General features: G+C 71.1%; 16 protein-coding genes. 7 read left to right on the top strand and 9 right to left on the bottom strand.

Going from position 1 to position 16,971, the window contains the following annotated elements:
* Positions 1-25: 25 nt before the first annotated feature.
* The 6 genes from BUE16_RS09160 to BUE16_RS09135 all read left to right on the top strand — a co-directional run bounded on the left by BUE16_RS09160 (position 26) and on the right by BUE16_RS09135 (position 6,824).
* Positions 26-733 (top strand): hypothetical protein, encoded by a 708-nt coding sequence (locus tag BUE16_RS09160; RefSeq protein WP_079991581.1) that lies wholly within the window; start codon positions 26-28, stop codon positions 731-733.
* A 72-nt stretch (positions 734-805) separates the two neighbouring features.
* Positions 806-1,588, top strand: coding sequence for an SDR family NAD(P)-dependent oxidoreductase (locus tag BUE16_RS09155; protein ID WP_159435753.1), 783 nt, complete (start codon positions 806-808; stop codon positions 1,586-1,588).
* A 70-nt stretch (positions 1,589-1,658) separates the two neighbouring features.
* Positions 1,659-1,901, top strand: coding sequence for a ferredoxin (locus tag BUE16_RS09150; protein WP_073308830.1), 243 nt, complete (start codon positions 1,659-1,661; stop codon positions 1,899-1,901).
* A 162-nt stretch (positions 1,902-2,063) separates the two neighbouring features.
* On the top strand, positions 2,064-2,930 hold the full coding sequence (locus BUE16_RS09145; RefSeq protein WP_073308824.1) for a lycopene cyclase domain-containing protein: 867 nt from the start codon (positions 2,064-2,066) through the stop codon (positions 2,928-2,930).
* Complete coding sequence (locus BUE16_RS09140) at positions 2,930-3,973, top strand: Brp/Blh family beta-carotene 15,15'-dioxygenase (protein ID WP_079991579.1); 1,044 nt, start codon at positions 2,930-2,932, stop codon at positions 3,971-3,973. Before BUE16_RS09145 ends, BUE16_RS09140 begins: the two co-directional genes overlap by 1 nt.
* Positions 3,974-4,286: 313 nt before the next feature.
* A complete protein-coding gene (locus BUE16_RS09135) occupies positions 4,287-6,824 on the top strand; it encodes a DEAD/DEAH box helicase (RefSeq protein ID WP_073308823.1) in 2,538 nt (845 codons plus the stop codon).
* A gap of 53 nt (positions 6,825-6,877) precedes the next feature.
* Here the strand turns inward: BUE16_RS09135 and BUE16_RS09130 are convergent, their stop codons facing one another.
* Positions 6,878-7,267 carry a universal stress protein gene (locus BUE16_RS09130; RefSeq protein ID WP_073308822.1) on the bottom strand — a complete coding sequence of 130 codons (390 nt, stop codon included), beginning with the start codon at positions 7,265-7,267 and terminating at the stop codon, positions 6,878-6,880.
* A 76-nt stretch (positions 7,268-7,343) separates the two neighbouring features.
* A complete protein-coding gene (locus BUE16_RS09125) occupies positions 7,344-8,105 on the bottom strand; it encodes an Sjogren's syndrome/scleroderma autoantigen 1 family protein (protein WP_073308821.1) in 762 nt (253 codons plus the stop codon).
* A 178-nt stretch (positions 8,106-8,283) separates the two neighbouring features.
* Between BUE16_RS09125 and BUE16_RS09120 the strand changes: the two genes are divergently transcribed.
* Complete coding sequence (locus BUE16_RS09120; RefSeq protein WP_073308819.1) at positions 8,284-10,485, top strand: ATP-dependent DNA helicase; 2,202 nt, start codon at positions 8,284-8,286, stop codon at positions 10,483-10,485.
* 46 nt (positions 10,486-10,531) lie between these two features.
* Here the strand turns inward: BUE16_RS09120 and BUE16_RS09115 are convergent, their stop codons facing one another.
* The 7 genes from BUE16_RS09115 to lysX form a co-directional block, all read right to left on the bottom strand.
* A complete protein-coding gene (locus BUE16_RS09115; RefSeq protein ID WP_079991591.1) occupies positions 10,532-10,720 on the bottom strand; it encodes a hypothetical protein in 189 nt (62 codons plus the stop codon).
* Positions 10,721-10,794: 74 nt separating this feature from the next.
* On the bottom strand, positions 10,795-11,730 hold the full coding sequence (argF, locus tag BUE16_RS09110) for an ornithine carbamoyltransferase (RefSeq protein WP_073308815.1): 936 nt from the start codon (positions 11,728-11,730) through the stop codon (positions 10,795-10,797).
* A gap of 112 nt (positions 11,731-11,842) precedes the next feature.
* The gene (locus BUE16_RS09105) at positions 11,843-12,937 is read right to left on the bottom strand and encodes a [LysW]-lysine hydrolase (protein ID WP_073308814.1); all 1,095 of its coding nucleotides are present in this window, start codon (positions 12,935-12,937) and stop codon (positions 11,843-11,845) included.
* Between the two features lie 19 nt (positions 12,938-12,956).
* A complete protein-coding gene (locus BUE16_RS09100) occupies positions 12,957-14,120 on the bottom strand; it encodes an aspartate aminotransferase family protein (RefSeq protein WP_073308813.1) in 1,164 nt (387 codons plus the stop codon).
* Positions 14,117-15,052: an acetylglutamate/acetylaminoadipate kinase gene (locus BUE16_RS09095; RefSeq protein WP_079991578.1), complete on the bottom strand. Its 936-nt coding sequence runs from the start codon at positions 15,050-15,052 to the stop codon at positions 14,117-14,119. The genes BUE16_RS09100 and BUE16_RS09095 overlap by 4 nt, the downstream gene beginning before the upstream one ends.
* A complete protein-coding gene (gene argC / locus BUE16_RS09090; protein ID WP_073308812.1) occupies positions 15,049-16,098 on the bottom strand; it encodes an N-acetyl-gamma-glutamyl-phosphate reductase in 1,050 nt (349 codons plus the stop codon). Before argC ends, BUE16_RS09095 begins: the two co-directional genes overlap by 4 nt.
* On the bottom strand, positions 16,095-16,970 hold the full coding sequence (gene lysX / locus BUE16_RS09085) for a lysine biosynthesis protein LysX (protein ID WP_073308811.1): 876 nt from the start codon (positions 16,968-16,970) through the stop codon (positions 16,095-16,097). Before lysX ends, argC begins: the two co-directional genes overlap by 4 nt.
* Between the last annotated feature and the right edge of the window lies 1 nt (position 16,971).

The raw sequence follows: 16,971 nt of genomic DNA, 5'->3' as shown, positions 1-16,971 counted from the left end.
ATCGCCGAGCGACCCATCGCTTGCCGTGTCCCCCGCACCGATCCCTCCCCGTGTCCTCCGTCTCGTCGCCGTCGGCCTCGTGGCGTCGGCGCTGGTCGCCGCGGTCGTCCCGGCCGACGGCGCCGCCCGTGCGCCGCCGGAGCCCGCCTGTGGCGTCTGCGTCGACGGCGCGCTCGCCGAGGCAGCGGAGCGTCACGGCGTCGCCGTCGAGGTCGTGCACGCCACGCTCGACATCCGGGTGTTCGAGGACGGATCGACCCGCTGGGTCGCACGCCTCCACCTGTCCGACGGGGCCGAAGCGCTCCGGAACGACTCGCTGCGGGCCGCGGTCGTCGACGCCGCGACCGCCTCGGACGACGGCGACCGAACGAGCCGGATGGACGGCGACACGCTGGTCGTCGAGCGCCGCCGCGACGACGCCGCCGAGCGCGAGGCCGGCGCGGTCCTGTTCACCACCTTCCACGCCCACGACCCCGTGGTTCCGTTCGCCGCCGGCGGCGAGGGGAGCGTCTATCCCGGCGCGGACGTGCTCGTCCTCCACGCGCCGGAAGGCCACGTCGTCGCCGGCGGGGTTGGGGACGGGGCGGTCGACGGACGGACCGTCGTCTGGCGCGGCCAGGAGGGCGGCGCCGACGGGATCGACCGCGACGCGGTGCCGACGTTCGTCCCCGAGGACGCGACGGCCCCGGGCGTCCGGGGCACACTCGCCAGGCTGCTCGCGGGCGTCGCGTGATCAGACCGCTCCGTCTGGGTACGGAACGCCGGTTCCGGAAACCGTCATGTGGGAGGCGTCCGACGGGCCGGTGTGCGCGCTCCCTCCGGCGACGCCGGCGACGGCGACACAGACGACAACGACCGCACCGGCGACACAGACGAAAACGACCGCGACGGCGACCCGAGGCCGCCGAGAACCGTCCTCGTCGCGGGCGTCGGCGAGTCCCTCGGCACCGGCCTCGCCCGCGCGTTCGCCGACGCCGGCGACCGCGTCGCGCTGCTTGCACGCTCGCCCGAGTACGTCGAGTCGCTGGCGGCGGACCTCCGCGACGCGGGGGGCGAGGCCGTCGCTGTGACCGCGGACGTGACCGACGACGGCGCCCTCGAGGAGGCGGTCGGCGCGGTCACAGACGCGTTCGGCCCCGTCGATGTCGCGATCCACAACGCGAACGACCGCGGCGGCGGGCTCGACGACGCGGAGTCGTTCCGGCGCCCGTTGCGGACCCGTGCGGAGGGTGGCGCGGCGCTGGCGCGGGCGACGCTTCCGGGGATGCGCGAGCGCGGCGACGGAACGCTGCTGTTCGCGGGGACGACCCACGCGTTCGACGGGAGCGAGCGCCTTCCCGGGTGGGGTGCAGCCGCGTTCGCGACCCGCGGGCTCTCGCGGTCGCTCGCCCGACGCGCCGGTCCCGACGGCGTCCACGTCTGTTACGTCGCCGTCGGCGGGACGATACCGCCGGCCGACGCCGAGTTCCGACCGGCGGGCGCGATGGACGCTCGGACCGTCGGCGAGCGGTTCGTCGCCCTCGCCGACCAGCCCCCCGCGGCGTGGAGCCACGAGGTCGATCTGCGCCCCTCGGGTCAGCCGCCGTGACCTCGTCCCGGCGGTCGAGGGCGACGACGGGGACGAAGCCGGTATTAGCCGCCGCGACCACGGTCTGAGTATGCACGTCGAGTTCGACCGTGACACCTGCGTCGGGATGTACCAGTGCGTGGCCGAGTGGGACGCCTTCGAGAAGGACCGAGACGCCGGGAAGGCGACCCTCGTCGGCGCCGAGGAGACCGACGAGGACGTGTTCTCACTGGAGGTGCCCGAGGGCGCGGAGTTGGACGCGAAGTTCGCCGCCCGTACCTGCCCGGTCGACGCCATCCGCCTGTACGACGACGACGGCGAACAGCTGGTCTGACCGGACGGGACCGGGACCGGCGACGCCGACACCGGAACCGAGCGGTAGCCGTCGCGGCTCTCACGAGTGATTCACGCGGGCACGACCTTATGCCGCCCCCCGCCGTTCGTCGAGTATGACTCGGACGCGCGGACGGGAGAGCGACGGCGTGGGGAGGCGCCGGTGACGCTCACCTACCTCGGCGTGCACGCGGTGTTCGTGCTCCCGGTGCTGGCGTTGCTGCTGTGGCGGCGGCCGACGCTACCAGTCGAGCGTCGCCGACCGGCGCGGGCGGCGCTCCTGCTCATGGGGACCGTCGCGTTCGCGTACACGACGCCGTGGGACAACCTCCTCATCGAGCGCGGCGCGTGGGCCTACGGCGAGGGTCGGGTGGCCGCGCGCGTCTGGGCGGCGCCGGTCGGCGAGTATCTCTTCTTCGCGCTCCAGACCGCGCTCATCGGACTGTGGCTCCACCGAATCGGCTTCGACCCGACGCCGGTCGAGGGGGACACGGCGCGCCTGCCGCGGGCGCTCGGCGCGCTCGCGTGGCTGGCGGTGGCGGGCGTGGGCGGCTGGCTCGTGCTCGCGGGCCCCGAGCGGTTCCTCTACCTCGGGGCGATCCTCGCGTGGGCCTGTCCCGTGCTGGCGCTCCAGTGGGCTGTCGGCGGCGCGTTCCTCCTGCGCCGTCTCCGCCCGATCGCCGTCGCGGTCGGCGTCCCGACGCTGTACCTGTGGGTCGTCGACCGGATCGCGATCGCCGACGGCGTGTGGACCGTCGCCGCCGAGACCTCGACGGGCGTCCACCTCCTCGGGCTCCCGATCGAGGAGGCCGTGTTCTTCCTCGTCGCCAGCGCGCTCGTCGTCAACGGACTCGTGTTGTTCGAGTGGGCGCTGTTGCGCTTCCGCCCACGCCCCGCGGGGAGCACGGGGAGCGATCATCCCCGGACCCCCGACGACGGCACCGACCCCGCTCCCGGAACCGCCCTCGGCACCGACGACGGCACCGTCGACGCCGCGACCGATCACGATCCGACCCCGATAGCCGACTGATGGCGGTGTCGGATCGCTCCCGGTCGGGAACGGCACTGGCCGGCGCCCTGCACCGCTGGGGCGTCCGCGCGCCGTGGGTCGGGCTGGCGCTCGCGGTCCCGTTCGGGCTGCTCGCGCCGTCGCTCCCGCTCGGGGTCCGGTATGCGCCGTTTCTCGCGTCCGTGCTGCTGTTCGGGTTCCCGCACGGCGCCGTCGACCACCTCGTTCCGGCACGCCTCGCGGGGATCGGCCTCGGACGCTCCGTGGGAGCCGTCGTCGCGGTCTACGCGGTACTCGGCGTCGGCTACGGCCTCTGGTGGCTGTTCGCCCCGGCCTCGGCGTTCGTCGCGTTCATCGCGATCACGTGGGTCCACTGGGGACAGGGCGACGTGTACGCCCTCCTCGCGCTCGCGGAAGCCGAGCACCTCCCGACTCGACCCGAACGCGCGCTGTCGCTCGTCGTTCGCGGCGGCCTCCCGATGCTCGTTCCGCTGGTCGGCCATCCGGAGGCGTACCGTCGGGTCGCGGCCGCGCTGGTGGGACTGTTCGCCGGCGACGTGACCGCCCTCGACGCGGCGTTCACCCCGGCCGCCCGCGTCGCCGTCGCCGTCGGCTTCGGCGCCGTCACGTTGCTCGCGCTCGCGACGGGCGCACGCCGGGTCAGCCGCGGCGACGCCGCCCGTCGACCGTGGCTCGTCGACGCCGGCGAGACCGTGGGGCTGTGGGCGTTCTTCCTGCTCGTCTCGCCCGTACTCGCGATCGGACTGTACTTCTGCCTCTGGCACGCGGTGCGCCACGTCGCGCGGCTCGAACTGCTCGACCCGGACGCCCGCGAGGCGCTGGTCGCGGGCGAGCTGACCGGAGCGCTCCGGCGGTTCGCCCGCGACGCCGCGCCCGCGACTCTCGGCGGCCTGCTCGTCGTCGCCGCCGTGTGGGCGCTCGCGCCGCGCCCCTCCGCGGGCCCCGAGGGGCTGCTCGCGGTGTACCTCGTCGCCATCGCGGTGCTGACGCTGCCGCACGTCGCCGTCGTCACGTGGATGGACGCGCGACAGGGCGTCTGGTGAGTCACGAGGAGTGAAACCTCGACCGGATCTCCCTAAGAAGCGGCCGTCCGCCCCCGAGCGCGTGAGAACGCGAGAAACAATTATCACGGACTCCCGTGTTGGGTTGACCGATGCCAGTATCCGAGCGCTGTCACATCACGGAGTGGGCCGCGCTCCTCGAGGAGTCCGTGCCCGAGACGGCGTGCGACGAGCGTCGGCTCGAGTTTCGGCCGCGCGAGGAGCGCTGAACTGTCCGTTCGAGTACGGAGGCGGTCGTTTTCACTTCCGCCGCGGTTCGCGAAGGTTTACCCCGCATGAGGCGCAAGTGTGAGCGATGGCCGAGGCCGCCGCGGAGACCGAGTACGTCGATCACCCCCTGCTCGTCGAGGGGTTCATCGAGAACCGTCGCTACCAGACGGAACTGGCCGCGACCGCCCGCGAGGGCCACACGCTCGTGTGTCTCCCGACCGGCCTCGGGAAGACGACCGTCTCGCTGCTCGTCACCGCCCACCGGCTGTACGAGACCGGAGGGAAGGTGCTGTTCCTCGCGCCGACGAAACCGTTGGTCCAGCAGCATGCCGACTTCTACCGCGAGGCGCTGGACATCGCCGACGAGGAGATCGTCGTGTTCACCGGGGAGGTGCGCCCCGACGACCGCGCAGAGCTGTGGGAGAGCGCGAGCATCGTCATCGCAACGCCGCAAGTCGTCGAGAACGACCTCGTCGGCAACCGCATCTCGTTGGCGGACGTGACGCACCTGACGTTCGACGAGTGTCACCGCGCGAGCGGCGACTACGCGTACGTGTACATCGCGGAACGCTACCACGCCGACGCCGAGAACCCGCTCGTCACCGGGATGTCAGCCTCCCCCGGCGGCGACCGCGAGGAGATCGCGGCCGTCTGTGAAAACCTCGGAATCGACCAAGTTGAGGTGATGACCGAGGACGACGCCGACGTGGGCGAGTACACCCACGACACCGACGTGCAGTGGGAGCGGATCGACCTCCCCGACGCGATCGTCGAGATCCGCGACGCGCTCAACGAAGTGATCACGGACAGGTTGGAGAGCCTGAAGGAGTTGGGCGTCACGAACACCACCCAGCCGGACGTCTCCCAGAAGGACCTCAACAAGATGCGCGGGGAGCTTCAGCGGATGATGGACGGCGGCGACTCCGACGCCTACACCGGGATGTCGGTACACGCGGAGGTGATGAAGCTCCGCCGCGCCGTCGAACTCGTCGAGACGCAAAGCGTCGAGGCGCTGCGCCGCTACTTCGAGCGCCAGCGCAACGCCGCCCGCTCGTCGGGCGCCTCGAAAGCGAGCCAGCGGATGATCTCCGAACCGAAAGTGAGAGAGGCGATGCGCAAGGCCGAGTCGTTCGACGACCTCCACCCGAAGTTCCGGCGCACCAGAGTCCTCCTCGCGCAGACGCTCGGCATCGGCGGCGGCGAGCGCGTCATCGTGTTCACGGAATCGCGCGACACCGCCGAGGCGCTCACCGAGTTCCTCTCGGCCTCCTTCGACACCCGGCGGTTCGTCGGGCAGGGCGACAAGGAGGGCTCCGACGGCATGACCCAAACGCAGCAGCAGGAGACGCTCGACGCCTTTCGCGCCGGCGAGTTCGAGGTGCTCGTCTCCACCAGCGTCGCCGAGGAGGGGCTGGACGTGCCCGAGGTCGATCTGGTCCTCTTCTTCGAGCCGGTCCCGACCGCGATCCGCTCCATCCAGCGGAAGGGTCGAACCGGCCGGCAGGCGGAGGGCGAGGTTGTCGTCCTTCTCGCGAACGACACGCGCGACGAGGCGTTCTTTTGGATCTCGCGGCGCCGCGAGAAAGAGATGGAGAACGAACTGCGCGAACTGAAGGGCGTCGCCGACGAGCTGAGCGACGAACTCGACGACGGCCAGGCCGGGCTCACTGAGTTCGACGGCGAGGGCGAACAGCATGATGGCGACGAGAGTGGGAGCGCGGAAGCAAACGAAAGCGACGACGACGCGACCACCGCCGCCGACGAATCGCAGCCCGGCCTGACGGACTTCGATCCCGATCCGGCGGACGGAAACGACAGTGAGTCGGCCGAAAGCGAGGGCGGCCTCACTGACGATGGTTCCGACGGAACGGACAGTAGCGAGGACGACACCGGCGACATCGATGACACCGACGGCACCGGTGATACCGGCGACACCGACGACGGCGTCGTCGCCACCGCCAGGAGCGACGGGGGCACCGAAATCGTCATCGACCAGCGCGAGCTCGAATCGACCATCGCGCGTGACCTCTCGACGCGAGAAGGGATCACCACCCGGCTGGAGACGCTGGCAGTCGGCGACTACGTGCTCTCCGACCGCGTCGCCGTCGAGCGCAAGTCGGTCGCAGACTTCCTCGACACGCTCGTCGGCGGCGACCGCTCGATGTTCGAGCAGGTGAAAGACACCGCCCGTGCGTACGCCCGACCCGTCGTGATCATCGAGGGCGAGGACCTCTACGGCGAGCGCAACGTCCACCCGAACGCGGTCCGCGGTGCGCTGTCGTCGCTGGCGATCGACTTCGACGCGAGCGTCCTCCGGACCGAGGACGAGGCCGACACCGCCGACCTGCTCGAGGTGATCGCCCGGCGCGAACAGGAGGAGAACAACCGCGAGGTGTCCGCCCACGGCGAGAAGGGGGCGAAGACGCTCGCTGAACAGCAGGAGTACGTCGTCTCCGCGATCGGCGACATCGGCCCGGTGACGGCGCGAGCGCTGCTGGAGCACTTCGGCACCGTCGAGGCAGTGATGACCGCCCGCGAGGAGGACTTATTGGAGGTGCGGGGCGTCGGCGAGGTGACTGCCGAGCGCATCCGCGAGGTGATCGGCAGCGAGTACCCGGAGTAGCCGGCGCACCGTTCCGAGCGTAGCGCGGCCGGTCGATGAGGAGGCCCACCGGCTCAGGGAACGACTGTCACCGGCACCGTCGCGTTCCGCACGACTCCCTCGGCCGCGGACCCGAGGATGGCGCGCTCGACCACGCCCGCGCCGTGGTGGCCCATGAACACGTGGTCGAATCCCTCATGCTCGACGAGGTCGAGCAGTTCCTTCGCGACTTCTCGGTCCGTCGGGAGTGTCATTTCGATCACGTCCAATTCCACGTCGGCGTCGCTGTCGACGGCAGCGAGCACGCGTTCGGCGTGGGCGATGACCCGCTCGGTGGCGGTGGTCTCGCTGTCGGAGACGTGGACGACGTGCAGTGCGGCGTCGTAGCGGTCGGAAAACTCGGCGGCCGCTCGGATGGCGCGCTCGCAGTTCTCGGAGCCGTCGACCGCGACGAGGACATCCATACCGAATCCGTGCGCGTCGAGAGCGTAAAAATCGTCGGGCGGGGCGACGCGCCGCCGCCGCGTCAGCGACGCAGCGTTAGCGGCGCAGCGCCGCGAGCGCCTCGGCCGCCTCCCTGGTCGCTTCGAGATGCGCGGTCACCGTTCGAGGGTCGCTCGCGTCGCGGGCCGCCTCGGCGTGGCGCCGGAGCGTTTCGATCAACGCGTCGCGGGCGGCGGCGATGTCGTCCCCGGCGTCGGCGGGGTGCGTCGGCGGTGCGGCGGCGGCCGAGGGGGTCGCCGGCGACTGCGACGCGTCGGCTGTCGGCCGCGATCCCGCGTTCGCGCGCTCGTTCGCGCCGGACGCGTCGGCGCCGGCGGCGCCGGCGGCGTCGTGAGTCACCCCGTCGTGAGTCGCCTCGGCGGAGGCGTCCGCCGTCGCGTCGACCGGGGGAGACCCGCCCGCCCGCGCGGTCGTCTCCGTCCGGTTGGCCGATCCCGCCGTCCCGTTGGCCGATCCGTCGGCCGCGCCGGTCTCGGCTCCGCCGGCGTTCGCCGCCCCGGAGGTCGCTCCGTCGGTCACACCGGCGTCCGCCGCCCCGCCGGCATCCCCCGGCACCGCCGCGGCGCCGTCGCCCGATGGGCCGTCGCACTCCGGACAGAACTCTTGGCCGTCCTGTCGGAAGATGGGCGACCCGCAGTCGTCGCAGTGGGAGTTCGTCATCGTCGCGCCCTTGAGCAGGAGTTCGCTCATCCGGCGGGTGGACTCGCGCTTCTCCTCATCGCGTGCGAACTTCTCGCGGAGCTTCTCGCGTTCTGCCTCCTTGTCGAAGTCGGAGTCGTCGGAGACGTCGTCGCTCATGTTCGGACGGTGGACGCGGGCGGCGAAAAAGTCAGCGGCGAAGCGTCACCTGTCAGCGGCGGCGCGGCGACGTGAGCGCGCTTCGGACGCCGCGGCCACCGCTGGCGACGGGTACGGCTGCGTTTCACATGCACCGCGGCACCCGTAGGTTCAAAGCCGATGAGGCGAAAGACCGTGTGTGTCGACGACGGACGGCCATCTGCGCTTCTTCCCGTACGACGAGCCGTATCCGAACCAGGAGGAGGCGATGGATCGGATCTCGAACTCGCTGGAGCGCGGGCAGGACGTGCTGTTCGAGGGAGCGCCGGGGACCGGAAAGACGCTCTCAGCGCTGGTTCCCGCGCTGCAGCACGCCCGGGATCACGATCGGACCGTCGTCATCACGACGAACGTCCACCAGCAGATGCGGCAGTTCGTCGAGGACGCCCGCGCGATCCACGAGACCGAACGCATCCGTGCGTCCGTATTCAAAGGGAAGTCGTCGATGTGTCACATCGACGTAGAGTACCAGGAGTGCCAGACGCTGCGCGACACCACGCGCTCGCTCGTCGAGGACCGGTCCGATAAGGAGCAGTTGGAGCAGCAGCTGGACGACCTCACCGACGAGATGCGCGAGGGGGGTTCGGAAGGCGGGGGCACCACAGGCGGAGACGCCGCGAGCGCCGCAGAGGCCAGACAGGCCGTCCAAGAGGAGTTGGAGCGCCTCGACGAGGAGATCGACGACGAGGCCGCCAACACCTGCGAGTACTACCTCCAGAACCTCACGGGCGACACCGACGAGTTCTTCTCGTGGTTATTCGACGACGTGCGCACGCCCGACGAGGTGTACGAGTACGCCGGCAGCCGCGGCTTCTGCGGCTACGAGCTGCTGAAGGAGGGGATGGAGGAGGTCGAACTCGTCGTCTGCAACTACCACCACCTGCTCGACCCGCAGATCAGAGAGCAGTTCTTCCGGTGGCTCGACCGCGACCCGAAGGACGTGATCACCGTCTTCGACGAAGCGCACAACATCGAGGACGCCGCCCGCGACCACGCCTCGAAGGCGCTCACCGAGAACACCCTGGAGTCGGCGCTCAGCGAGTTGGAGGAGACAGACGACTCCCGCGCGGAGCCCGCGGAGAACGTCCTTCGGGCGTTCGCCGAGGCGCTGCATGACACCTACGACGACAAGCTCGGCTTCGGCGCGCGCGAGCAGGTCGGCGAGAACTGGGAGGACCTCTCGGTGACCAACGAGGACCGCCGCGACGACCTGACGCTCGCCTTTCTCGACCGCTACGAGGGACAGGGGATCCGCGCGGAGTGCGATCTGGCGCTCCAACTCGGCAAGCGCCTCGACGAGGAGTACGAGGAGGCGTACCGCGACGGCGAGACCACCACCCGCCGGGAGTGTCAGACCCTCCAGGCGGCCGCGTTCGTCTCGGCGTGGATGGACGGCGGCGGAGAGTTGGGCCAGCATCCGGTCGTCTCCGTCCGGCGCGACGCCGGCACCGACGAGGTGTACGGCCGTGCAGAACTGTACACCTGTATCCCCCGTGAGGTGACCGAGGAGCTGTTCGACGAGGTGTACGCGAGCGTCCTCATGTCGGCCACCCTCCGGCCGTTCGACGTGACCGAGGACGTGCTCGGCCTCTCGGACCCCGCGACGCTGGCGTACGGGATGGAGTACCCCAAGCAGAACCGCCGGACGTACTCGGTCGCGACGCCGGCGCTGTTCGCCTCCGAGCGCGACGACCCCGCCACTCAGGAAACCATCGCCGCGACGCTCGCGGATGTCGTCCGGTTCACGCCCGGCAGCTCCCTCCTGTTTTTCCCGTCGTACGCGGAGGCCGAGCGCTATCACGAGCTGCTCTCGGGCGATCCGAACCTCGGCACGCTCCTGCTCGACGGCTCCGATCCCGACACCGAGCAACTCCGTCGGCGACTCGTCCGGAGCGACGACGCCGCCCTGTTCACGTCGCTGTGGGGGACACTCGCGGAGGGCGTCAGCTTCGACGGCGACGACGCCCGCGCGGTCGCCGTCATCGGGGTGCCGTACCCGCACCTCTCCGAGCGCATGGAGGCGGTCCAGGAGGCGTACGACCGCGCGTTCGCCGAGCGCTCCCGGGAGGCCGGCTGGGAGTACGCCGTCGAGATTCCGACCGTCCGCAAGACCCGGCAGGCGCTCGGCCGCGTGATCCGCTCGCCCGACGACTTCGGCGTCCGCGCGCTGCTCGACAAGCGCTACACCGCCGCGGACATGGGGAAGTACTCCGTGCGCGACGCGTTCCCAGTCGAAGAGCGCGAGGAACTGATCGACATCGGCCCGGAGAAGCTGAAGTTCGCGATGCTGAACTTCTTTACCGACCACGACGCCTACGACGGGTCGCCGCCGGAGCCGTAGGCGGCCGAGCGGGCGGCGGATGCCCCGACCCGGCACGGCGTGGCGGTCAGCGGTCCGTGTCCGTGCCCGACCCGTCGACCGGATCCCCCAGGGCGTCGTGGGAGCCGACCGGACCGTGCTCGGGACAGGTGCCGGCGATAGGCGTGGCGTTGAGACAGCAGGCGCGGCGGCCGCTCGCGACGAGGCCCGTAGAGAGGGGTCGGCCGCAGCGACGACAGCGGAGCGGGTCGCTCATGCCGCCGAATACATCCGCCGCGAGCATAGCTCCTGTGGCGACATCGCGTCGCCCCGGTAGCCGCGACCGCGACGCTACGCCAGCAGCTCCACCAGCAGTCCCTTCTGCGCGTGCATCCGGTTTTCCGCCTGCTCCCAGACGAGCGAGCGCTCCGACTCCAGCACCTCGTCGGTCACCTCCTCCCCGCGGTGGGCGGGCAGGCAGTGCATGAACGCGGCGTCAGTGCCGGCGAGCAGCTCCTCGTTCACCTGGTAGCCGTCGAAGGCGGGGAGCTTCTCGGCGCGCAGGTCTTCCTCCCCCATGCTCACCCACACGTCGGTGTAGACCACGTCCGCGTCGGCGACCGCCTCTTTGGGGGAGTCGACGGCGGTCGGCTCGGTCCCGAGTTCGGCGCAGCGGTCGTACACGTCGTCGCCGAGACCGTAGCCGTCGGGCGTGGCGACCGTCAGATCGAGGCCCGCCAGGGCGGCGCCGACGGCGAACGAGCGCCCGACGTTGTTGCCGTCACCGACCCACGCCGCCTGCACCTGGCTTAGGTCGCCGACCGCCTCGCGGATCGTGAGGAGGTCCGCGAGCGTCTGGCACGGGTGGGCGTCGTCGGTGAGCCCGTTGATCACCGGGACGCCCGCGTACTCCGCGAGCGTCTCGGCGTTCTCGTGGGCGAACGTCCGGACCATGATGGCGTCGGCGTAGCCGCCGAGCGCGCGGGCGGTATCCTTCAGCGGTTCGCCGTGGCCCAACTGGATCGCGTCGGGGCCGAGGAACATCGCGTGGCCGCCCAGCTGAGTCATCCCCGTCTCGAAGCTCGCGCGCGTCCGGGTCGAGGGCTTCTCGAACAGCATCGCCAGCGTCGTCCGCGGAAGCTGCGTGAGGTCCTTCCCGGCCTTCAGGTCGGATGCGCGCGCGAGGACCGTGGCGAGTTGGTCGGTCGTCAGGTCGTCGATGTCGAGGAAGTCGCTCGGGAACTCGTCTGCGTCGTCCGGCGTGGTCGAGGTCGTGTGGGTGCTCATCGTGATCGGTGATCGTGGGGTGTGGTGTCGGTCGCGTGCGGTGGGTCGGTGGTCGTGTGAAGTGTGTCAGGACGGGGCGGGCGACGGTCGGAGCCGCCGGGGCCGCCGTGGGTCAGTCGTCGGTTCGGTCTCGCAGTCGTCGCGAGGCGTCGATTAACACCTCGACCGCGCGGTCGAACTCCCGCAGGGGGAGCCGTTCGTCGGGCGCGTGGTCCAGCGAGGAGTCGCCGGGGCCGTACGTCGCCATCGGCACGTCCCACGCGCCGGCGAAGATGTTCACGTCTGCGGTGCCGGTCTTGCGGAGCAGGCGAGGGTCGCCATCGGCGCGGCGGATTCCGCCGCGGACAGCCGTCGCGACGAGGTCGCGCGGGCTTCCCATCACGGGCGGGATCGGCTCGTCCCAGTGGACCGTCCCGGCCTCCAACTCGGCGTCGGCGCGCTCGCGCACGTCCTCGGGGTCCAGCGACGGCGGCACCCGGAACTGCACGTCCATCGTCGCCTCCATCGAGAGGCCGTCCTCGGAGAGGCCGCCCTCGACGGCGACGGGCTTGGCCGTCACCTGCTCGAAGACGGCCCCGTAGTCGTAGTAGTCGAAGGCGCCCTCGACGCGCTGCCACCAGTGCATCGCGTGCTGGACCGCGTTCGAGTCCGGCCGTGAGGTGTGACCGGACTCGCTGGTGGCGACGTAGGTGCCGGATATCAGCCCGCGGTAGCCGAGCGTCACCGCGTCCCAGCCGGACGGCTCGCCGTTGATCACGGCCTCGGGCGCGTCGCGGGTCTCGACGAGGTGTCTGGCGCCGCGGGAGTCCGTCTCCTCGCCGGTCACGCCGGCGAACGAGACGCCCGTCTCGACGGCCGCGACGGCCATCGCGGCGAGGGAGCCGGTGGCGTCGACGCTGCCGCGGCCCCACAGCACGGGACCCTCGGCGTCCAACTCCTCGTCGCCGTCGGCGATCTCGACGGGGATGTCGCCCGGGACGGTGTCGACGTGGGAGGTCAACAGGAGCGAGTCGTCGCCGGGCGCGCGGACGTTCCCGACCTCGTCGGTGTACGCCTCCCGACCGTGCTCCTCGAAGAACTCGACGAGGACGGCCGCGGCGTCGGCCTCCTCGCCCGAGACGGAAGGCGTTGACACGAGGTCATACAGCAGCCGGCGGCCCTCGGTGTCGAGCGCCTCCGTCGGGTCTACGGGGTTGTGCACGGCCATCACTCGGTCCCCCCCACGCTCACAGCACCTCCGTCAGCGCGTCGACGACCTCGCGGGCGTGCCCCTCGTTGATCACGAGCGGCGGGAGCAGACGGAGCACCGACCGCCCCGCCGGCAGCGCGAGGATCTGGTGGTCCATGGCGAGGTCGCGCAGGTAGCGGTTCGCCCCGCGCTTCACCTCGATGCCGATCATCAGGCCCTCGCCGCGAACGTCGCGCACGGGGAGGTCGTGCTCGGCGACCGCCTCCTCCAGTTGCGTGGTGAGGTAGTCGCCGACCATCGTCGCGTGGCCAGGCACGTCCTCGGCGACCAGTTCCTCCAGGGTCGCGTTGGCCGCGGCAGCGACGACCGGGTTGCCCGAGAACGTCGAGCCGTGGCTGGCGGCGCCGTCGGCGATCCAGTCGGCGCACAGCGTCGCGCCCAGCGGGAGGCCGGAGGCGACGCCCTTCGCCGTCGTCAGGATGTCCGGCTCGACGCCGGCGCCCTCGCAGGCCCACAGGTCGCCGGTCCGACCCATCCCGGTCTGGATCTCATCGAACACCAGCGCCGTGCCCGCGTCCTCGGTGAGGTCGCGCGCCGACTGCAGGTAGTCGGGGTCGGCGGGGTTAATGCCGCCCTCGCCCTGCACCGGTTCGAGGAACACCGCGGCCGTCTCGTCGTCGACGGCCTCCGCCAGCGCCTCGCTGTCGCCGTAGTCGACGAACTCGACGCCGCCGGCGACGGGCTCGAAGGGGGCGCGGTACTTCTTTTTCCACGTCATCGCAAGCGCGCCCAACGTCCGGCCGTGGAAGCCGCGCTTCGTGGCGACGATCTTCTCGCGGCCGGTCGCCGAGCGCGCGAATTTCATCGCCGCCTCGTTCGCCTCCGTCCCGGAGTTGCACAGCCACACCTTCGAGATGTCGCCGGGGGCGACCGCGCCGAGCCGCTCGTACAGCTCGGTGCGGGCGCCGTTCGGGTACGACGCCTGCACGTACAGCAGCTCGGCCGCCTGCTCTTGTACCGCGTTGACGACCGCGGGCGGGCAGTGGCCAAGCGGCGTGCACGCGTAGCTGGCGCCGAAGTCGAGGTACTCGGTGCTGTCCTCGGCGGTGAGGTGGACGCCCTCCCCCGATTCGATCTGGATCGGCTTCTCCGAGAAGACGAACCCCTCGCCCGCCTCCGCGGCGTCGTCGAAGACGCTCATCCGTCCACCTCCGTCTCGGCGACGGCGTCGCCATCCCCGCCCGCGTTCTCGTCCACTACCGCCGAGCGCTCGATGCGCGTCCCCGCCTCGTCGAGGGCAGCGAGGATGGGGTCGCGGACGTTCGCGTCGGCGACAGTGACCGCCGCGGCGCCGGACTCCAGCGCCTCGGTCGCCGCCATCACCTTCCGGGTCATGAAGCCCTCCGCCGCGTCGGTGAGCGCGTCGTACGCCGCCTCGGTGGCGACCGACTCGATCAGGGTGTCGGGGTCGTCCGGGTCGGCGTACACGCCGGCCACGTCCGTCAGGATCACCAACTCCGCGCCGAGTCCGCCAGCGACCGCCGCGGCCGCGCGGTCGGCGTCGGTGTTCACCGGCGTCCCCTCGCTCTCGGACTCCATGCCGAACATCGGCGGGGAGACGACGGGCGTGTAGCCGTCCGCCAGCAGCGTGTCGAGCAGGCCGTCGTTGACCCGTTTGGGGGTGCCCGAGTGGTCGCCGCGTTTGATTTTCTTCTTCCCGTCTTCGACGACGCGAACCGCCGACTTGCGCGGCCCGGTGAGGAGGCCGCCGTCGACGCCGGAGAGGCCGACCGCGTCGACGCCGGCGTTCTTCATCGCGGTGACGAGGTCGGTGTTCACCTGCCCCGCCATCGCCATCGTGAACGCCTCCATCGTCTCGGCGTCGGTGAAGCGGCCGGTGACGCCCGAGGGCGTCTCGACGTACTCCGACTCGATGCCGAGGCGGTCAAGCAGGTCGTCGACGGCGGTCGACCCGCCGTGGACGACGACCACGCTGCGACCGTTGGCGACGAGGTGGGCCACGTCACCGACGGCGCCCGCGGGGTCGACCGCGCGCGCGCCGCCCAGTTTCACGACCACCGGGGGAACCTCGCCGGAGCCGTCTGCCAGCGGCGCCGATCCGAAACCGGTCACGGCGCGCCCACGGGGTGGAGCCCCTGGAACTCCAAGCCGGCCGTCTCGTCGAGCCCGAGCGCGACGTTCGCGGCGTGGACCGCCTGCCCCGCCGCGCCCTTGATCACGTTGTCGATGGCCGAAAACGCGACCACGCGGCCATTCGCGGGGTCGAGCTCGAAGCCGACCTCGGCGTAGTTCGTCCCGGCCACGGCCTTCGGCTCGGGGTAGCGGTACACGCCGCCGCCGCCGGCGACGAGGCGGACGAACGGCTCGTCGTCGTACGCCTCGCGGTAGGCGCCCCACAGGTCGCCCGTGGTGACGCGATCCGCGGGGAAGGCGTGGCACGTCGCCGCCGCCCCGCGGGTCATGTCGACCGCGTGGACGGTGAACGACAGCGACAGGCCCAGTTCCTGCTGAATCTCCGCCTCGTGGCGGTGCCCCGTCGGCGCGTACGGGCGCACGACGCCCGACCGCTCCGGGTGGCTGGAGGCGGCGCCGCCGCCGGCGCCGCCCTCCGAGGAACCGACCTTCAGGTCGGCGACCACCCGGTCGTCGGGCGTGATCACGCCCGAATCGACCAGCGGCTTCAGCGCCAGCATCGTCGCCGTGGCGTTGCAGCCGCCGGAGGCGATGAGGTCAGCGCCCGCGAGCTTCTCGCGGCCCAATTCGGGGAGCGCGTACGCGGCGTCCGCGAGGTGCTCGGGCGCGGTGTGGCCGTCATACCACTCGTCGTAGTCTGCCTCCTCCTCCAGCCGGAAATCCGCCGAGAGGTCGACCACGGTGCCCGCGGCGTCGCGGAAGGCGTTGATGTGCTCCATCGAGACGCCGTGGGGGGTGGAGGCGAACAGCACATCCACAGAGTCGAGGTCCTCGGGCGAGGAGAAGCGTACGTCGACGCCGCGGAGGTTGGGGTGGACGTAGCCGAGCGTCTTGTTCTCGTACTCGCGGCTCGTCGCCTGCGCGAGCTCGAAGTCGGGATGGCCGGTCAGCAGGCGACACAGCTCGCCGCCCGCGAAGCCGGACGCGCCGACGACGGAGGCAGTGAGTTGGTCGGCGTCGGTCATACCGCCATCACGGCTTCGTTCGCCGCCTCCGCCTTCAGTTCGAGCCAGTCGACGACCGCCGCAGGCACGTCGACCGCGCTCGCCTCGTTCAGCGCCTTGAACTCGACCGTGTGGTTCACCTCGTGAACGGTGTACTCGCCGTCGGCCGTCTCCATGAGATCCACACCCAGGAGGCCGCCGCCGACCGCGTCGCTCGCGGTCGCCACGAGTTCCTTCGCCTCGTCGTCGAGCTCGAACTCGGCCGTCTCGCCGCCCTTCGCGGCGTTGGTGAGCCAGTGCTCGGAGGTGCGCGTCATCGCGGCGACGGGCTCCCCGTCGCAGGCCAGCACGCGGATGTCGCGGCCGGGCTTGTCGACGTACTCCTGCACGTAGAACACCTTGTGCTCGTAGTGGCCGAGCGTCGCCTTGTGCTCTAAGATCGCCTCGGCGGCGTTCTCGGAGTCAATCTTCGCCATCAGCCTGCCCCACGAGCCGACGACCGGCTTGATCACGCACGGGTAGCCGAACTCCTCGATAGCGTCCATCGCGGCCTCCGTCGTGAACGCGACCTCCGTCGCTGGCGTCGGGATGCCCGCCGCCTCAAGCGCGAGGCTGTTTTTCACCTTGTCCGCGCAGACGGCGGCGGTCTCGGGACTGTTGATTACCGGGACGCCGTACGCCGACAGGAAGCGCGTCGCGTACAGCGAGCGCGAGGTGGCGAGACAGCGGTCGATCACCAGGTCGCAGTCGGCGACCTCCGCGGTCGTCTCGTCGAGGCCGAACCGCTGCGTGCGCACGTCGATCTTCGCGACCTCGTGGCCGCGCTCGCGGAGCTCCGAGAGGAGGAGCTTCTCGTCTTTCCGGATCCGGGAGTAGAGCAGGCCGATCTTCATC

The sequence above is a fragment of the Halobaculum gomorrense genome, assembly GCF_900129775.1.
Taxonomy (GTDB): Archaea; Halobacteriota; Halobacteria; order Halobacteriales; family Haloferacaceae; genus Halobaculum; species Halobaculum gomorrense.
This window is presented reverse-complemented; position numbering and strand designations above follow the sequence as displayed.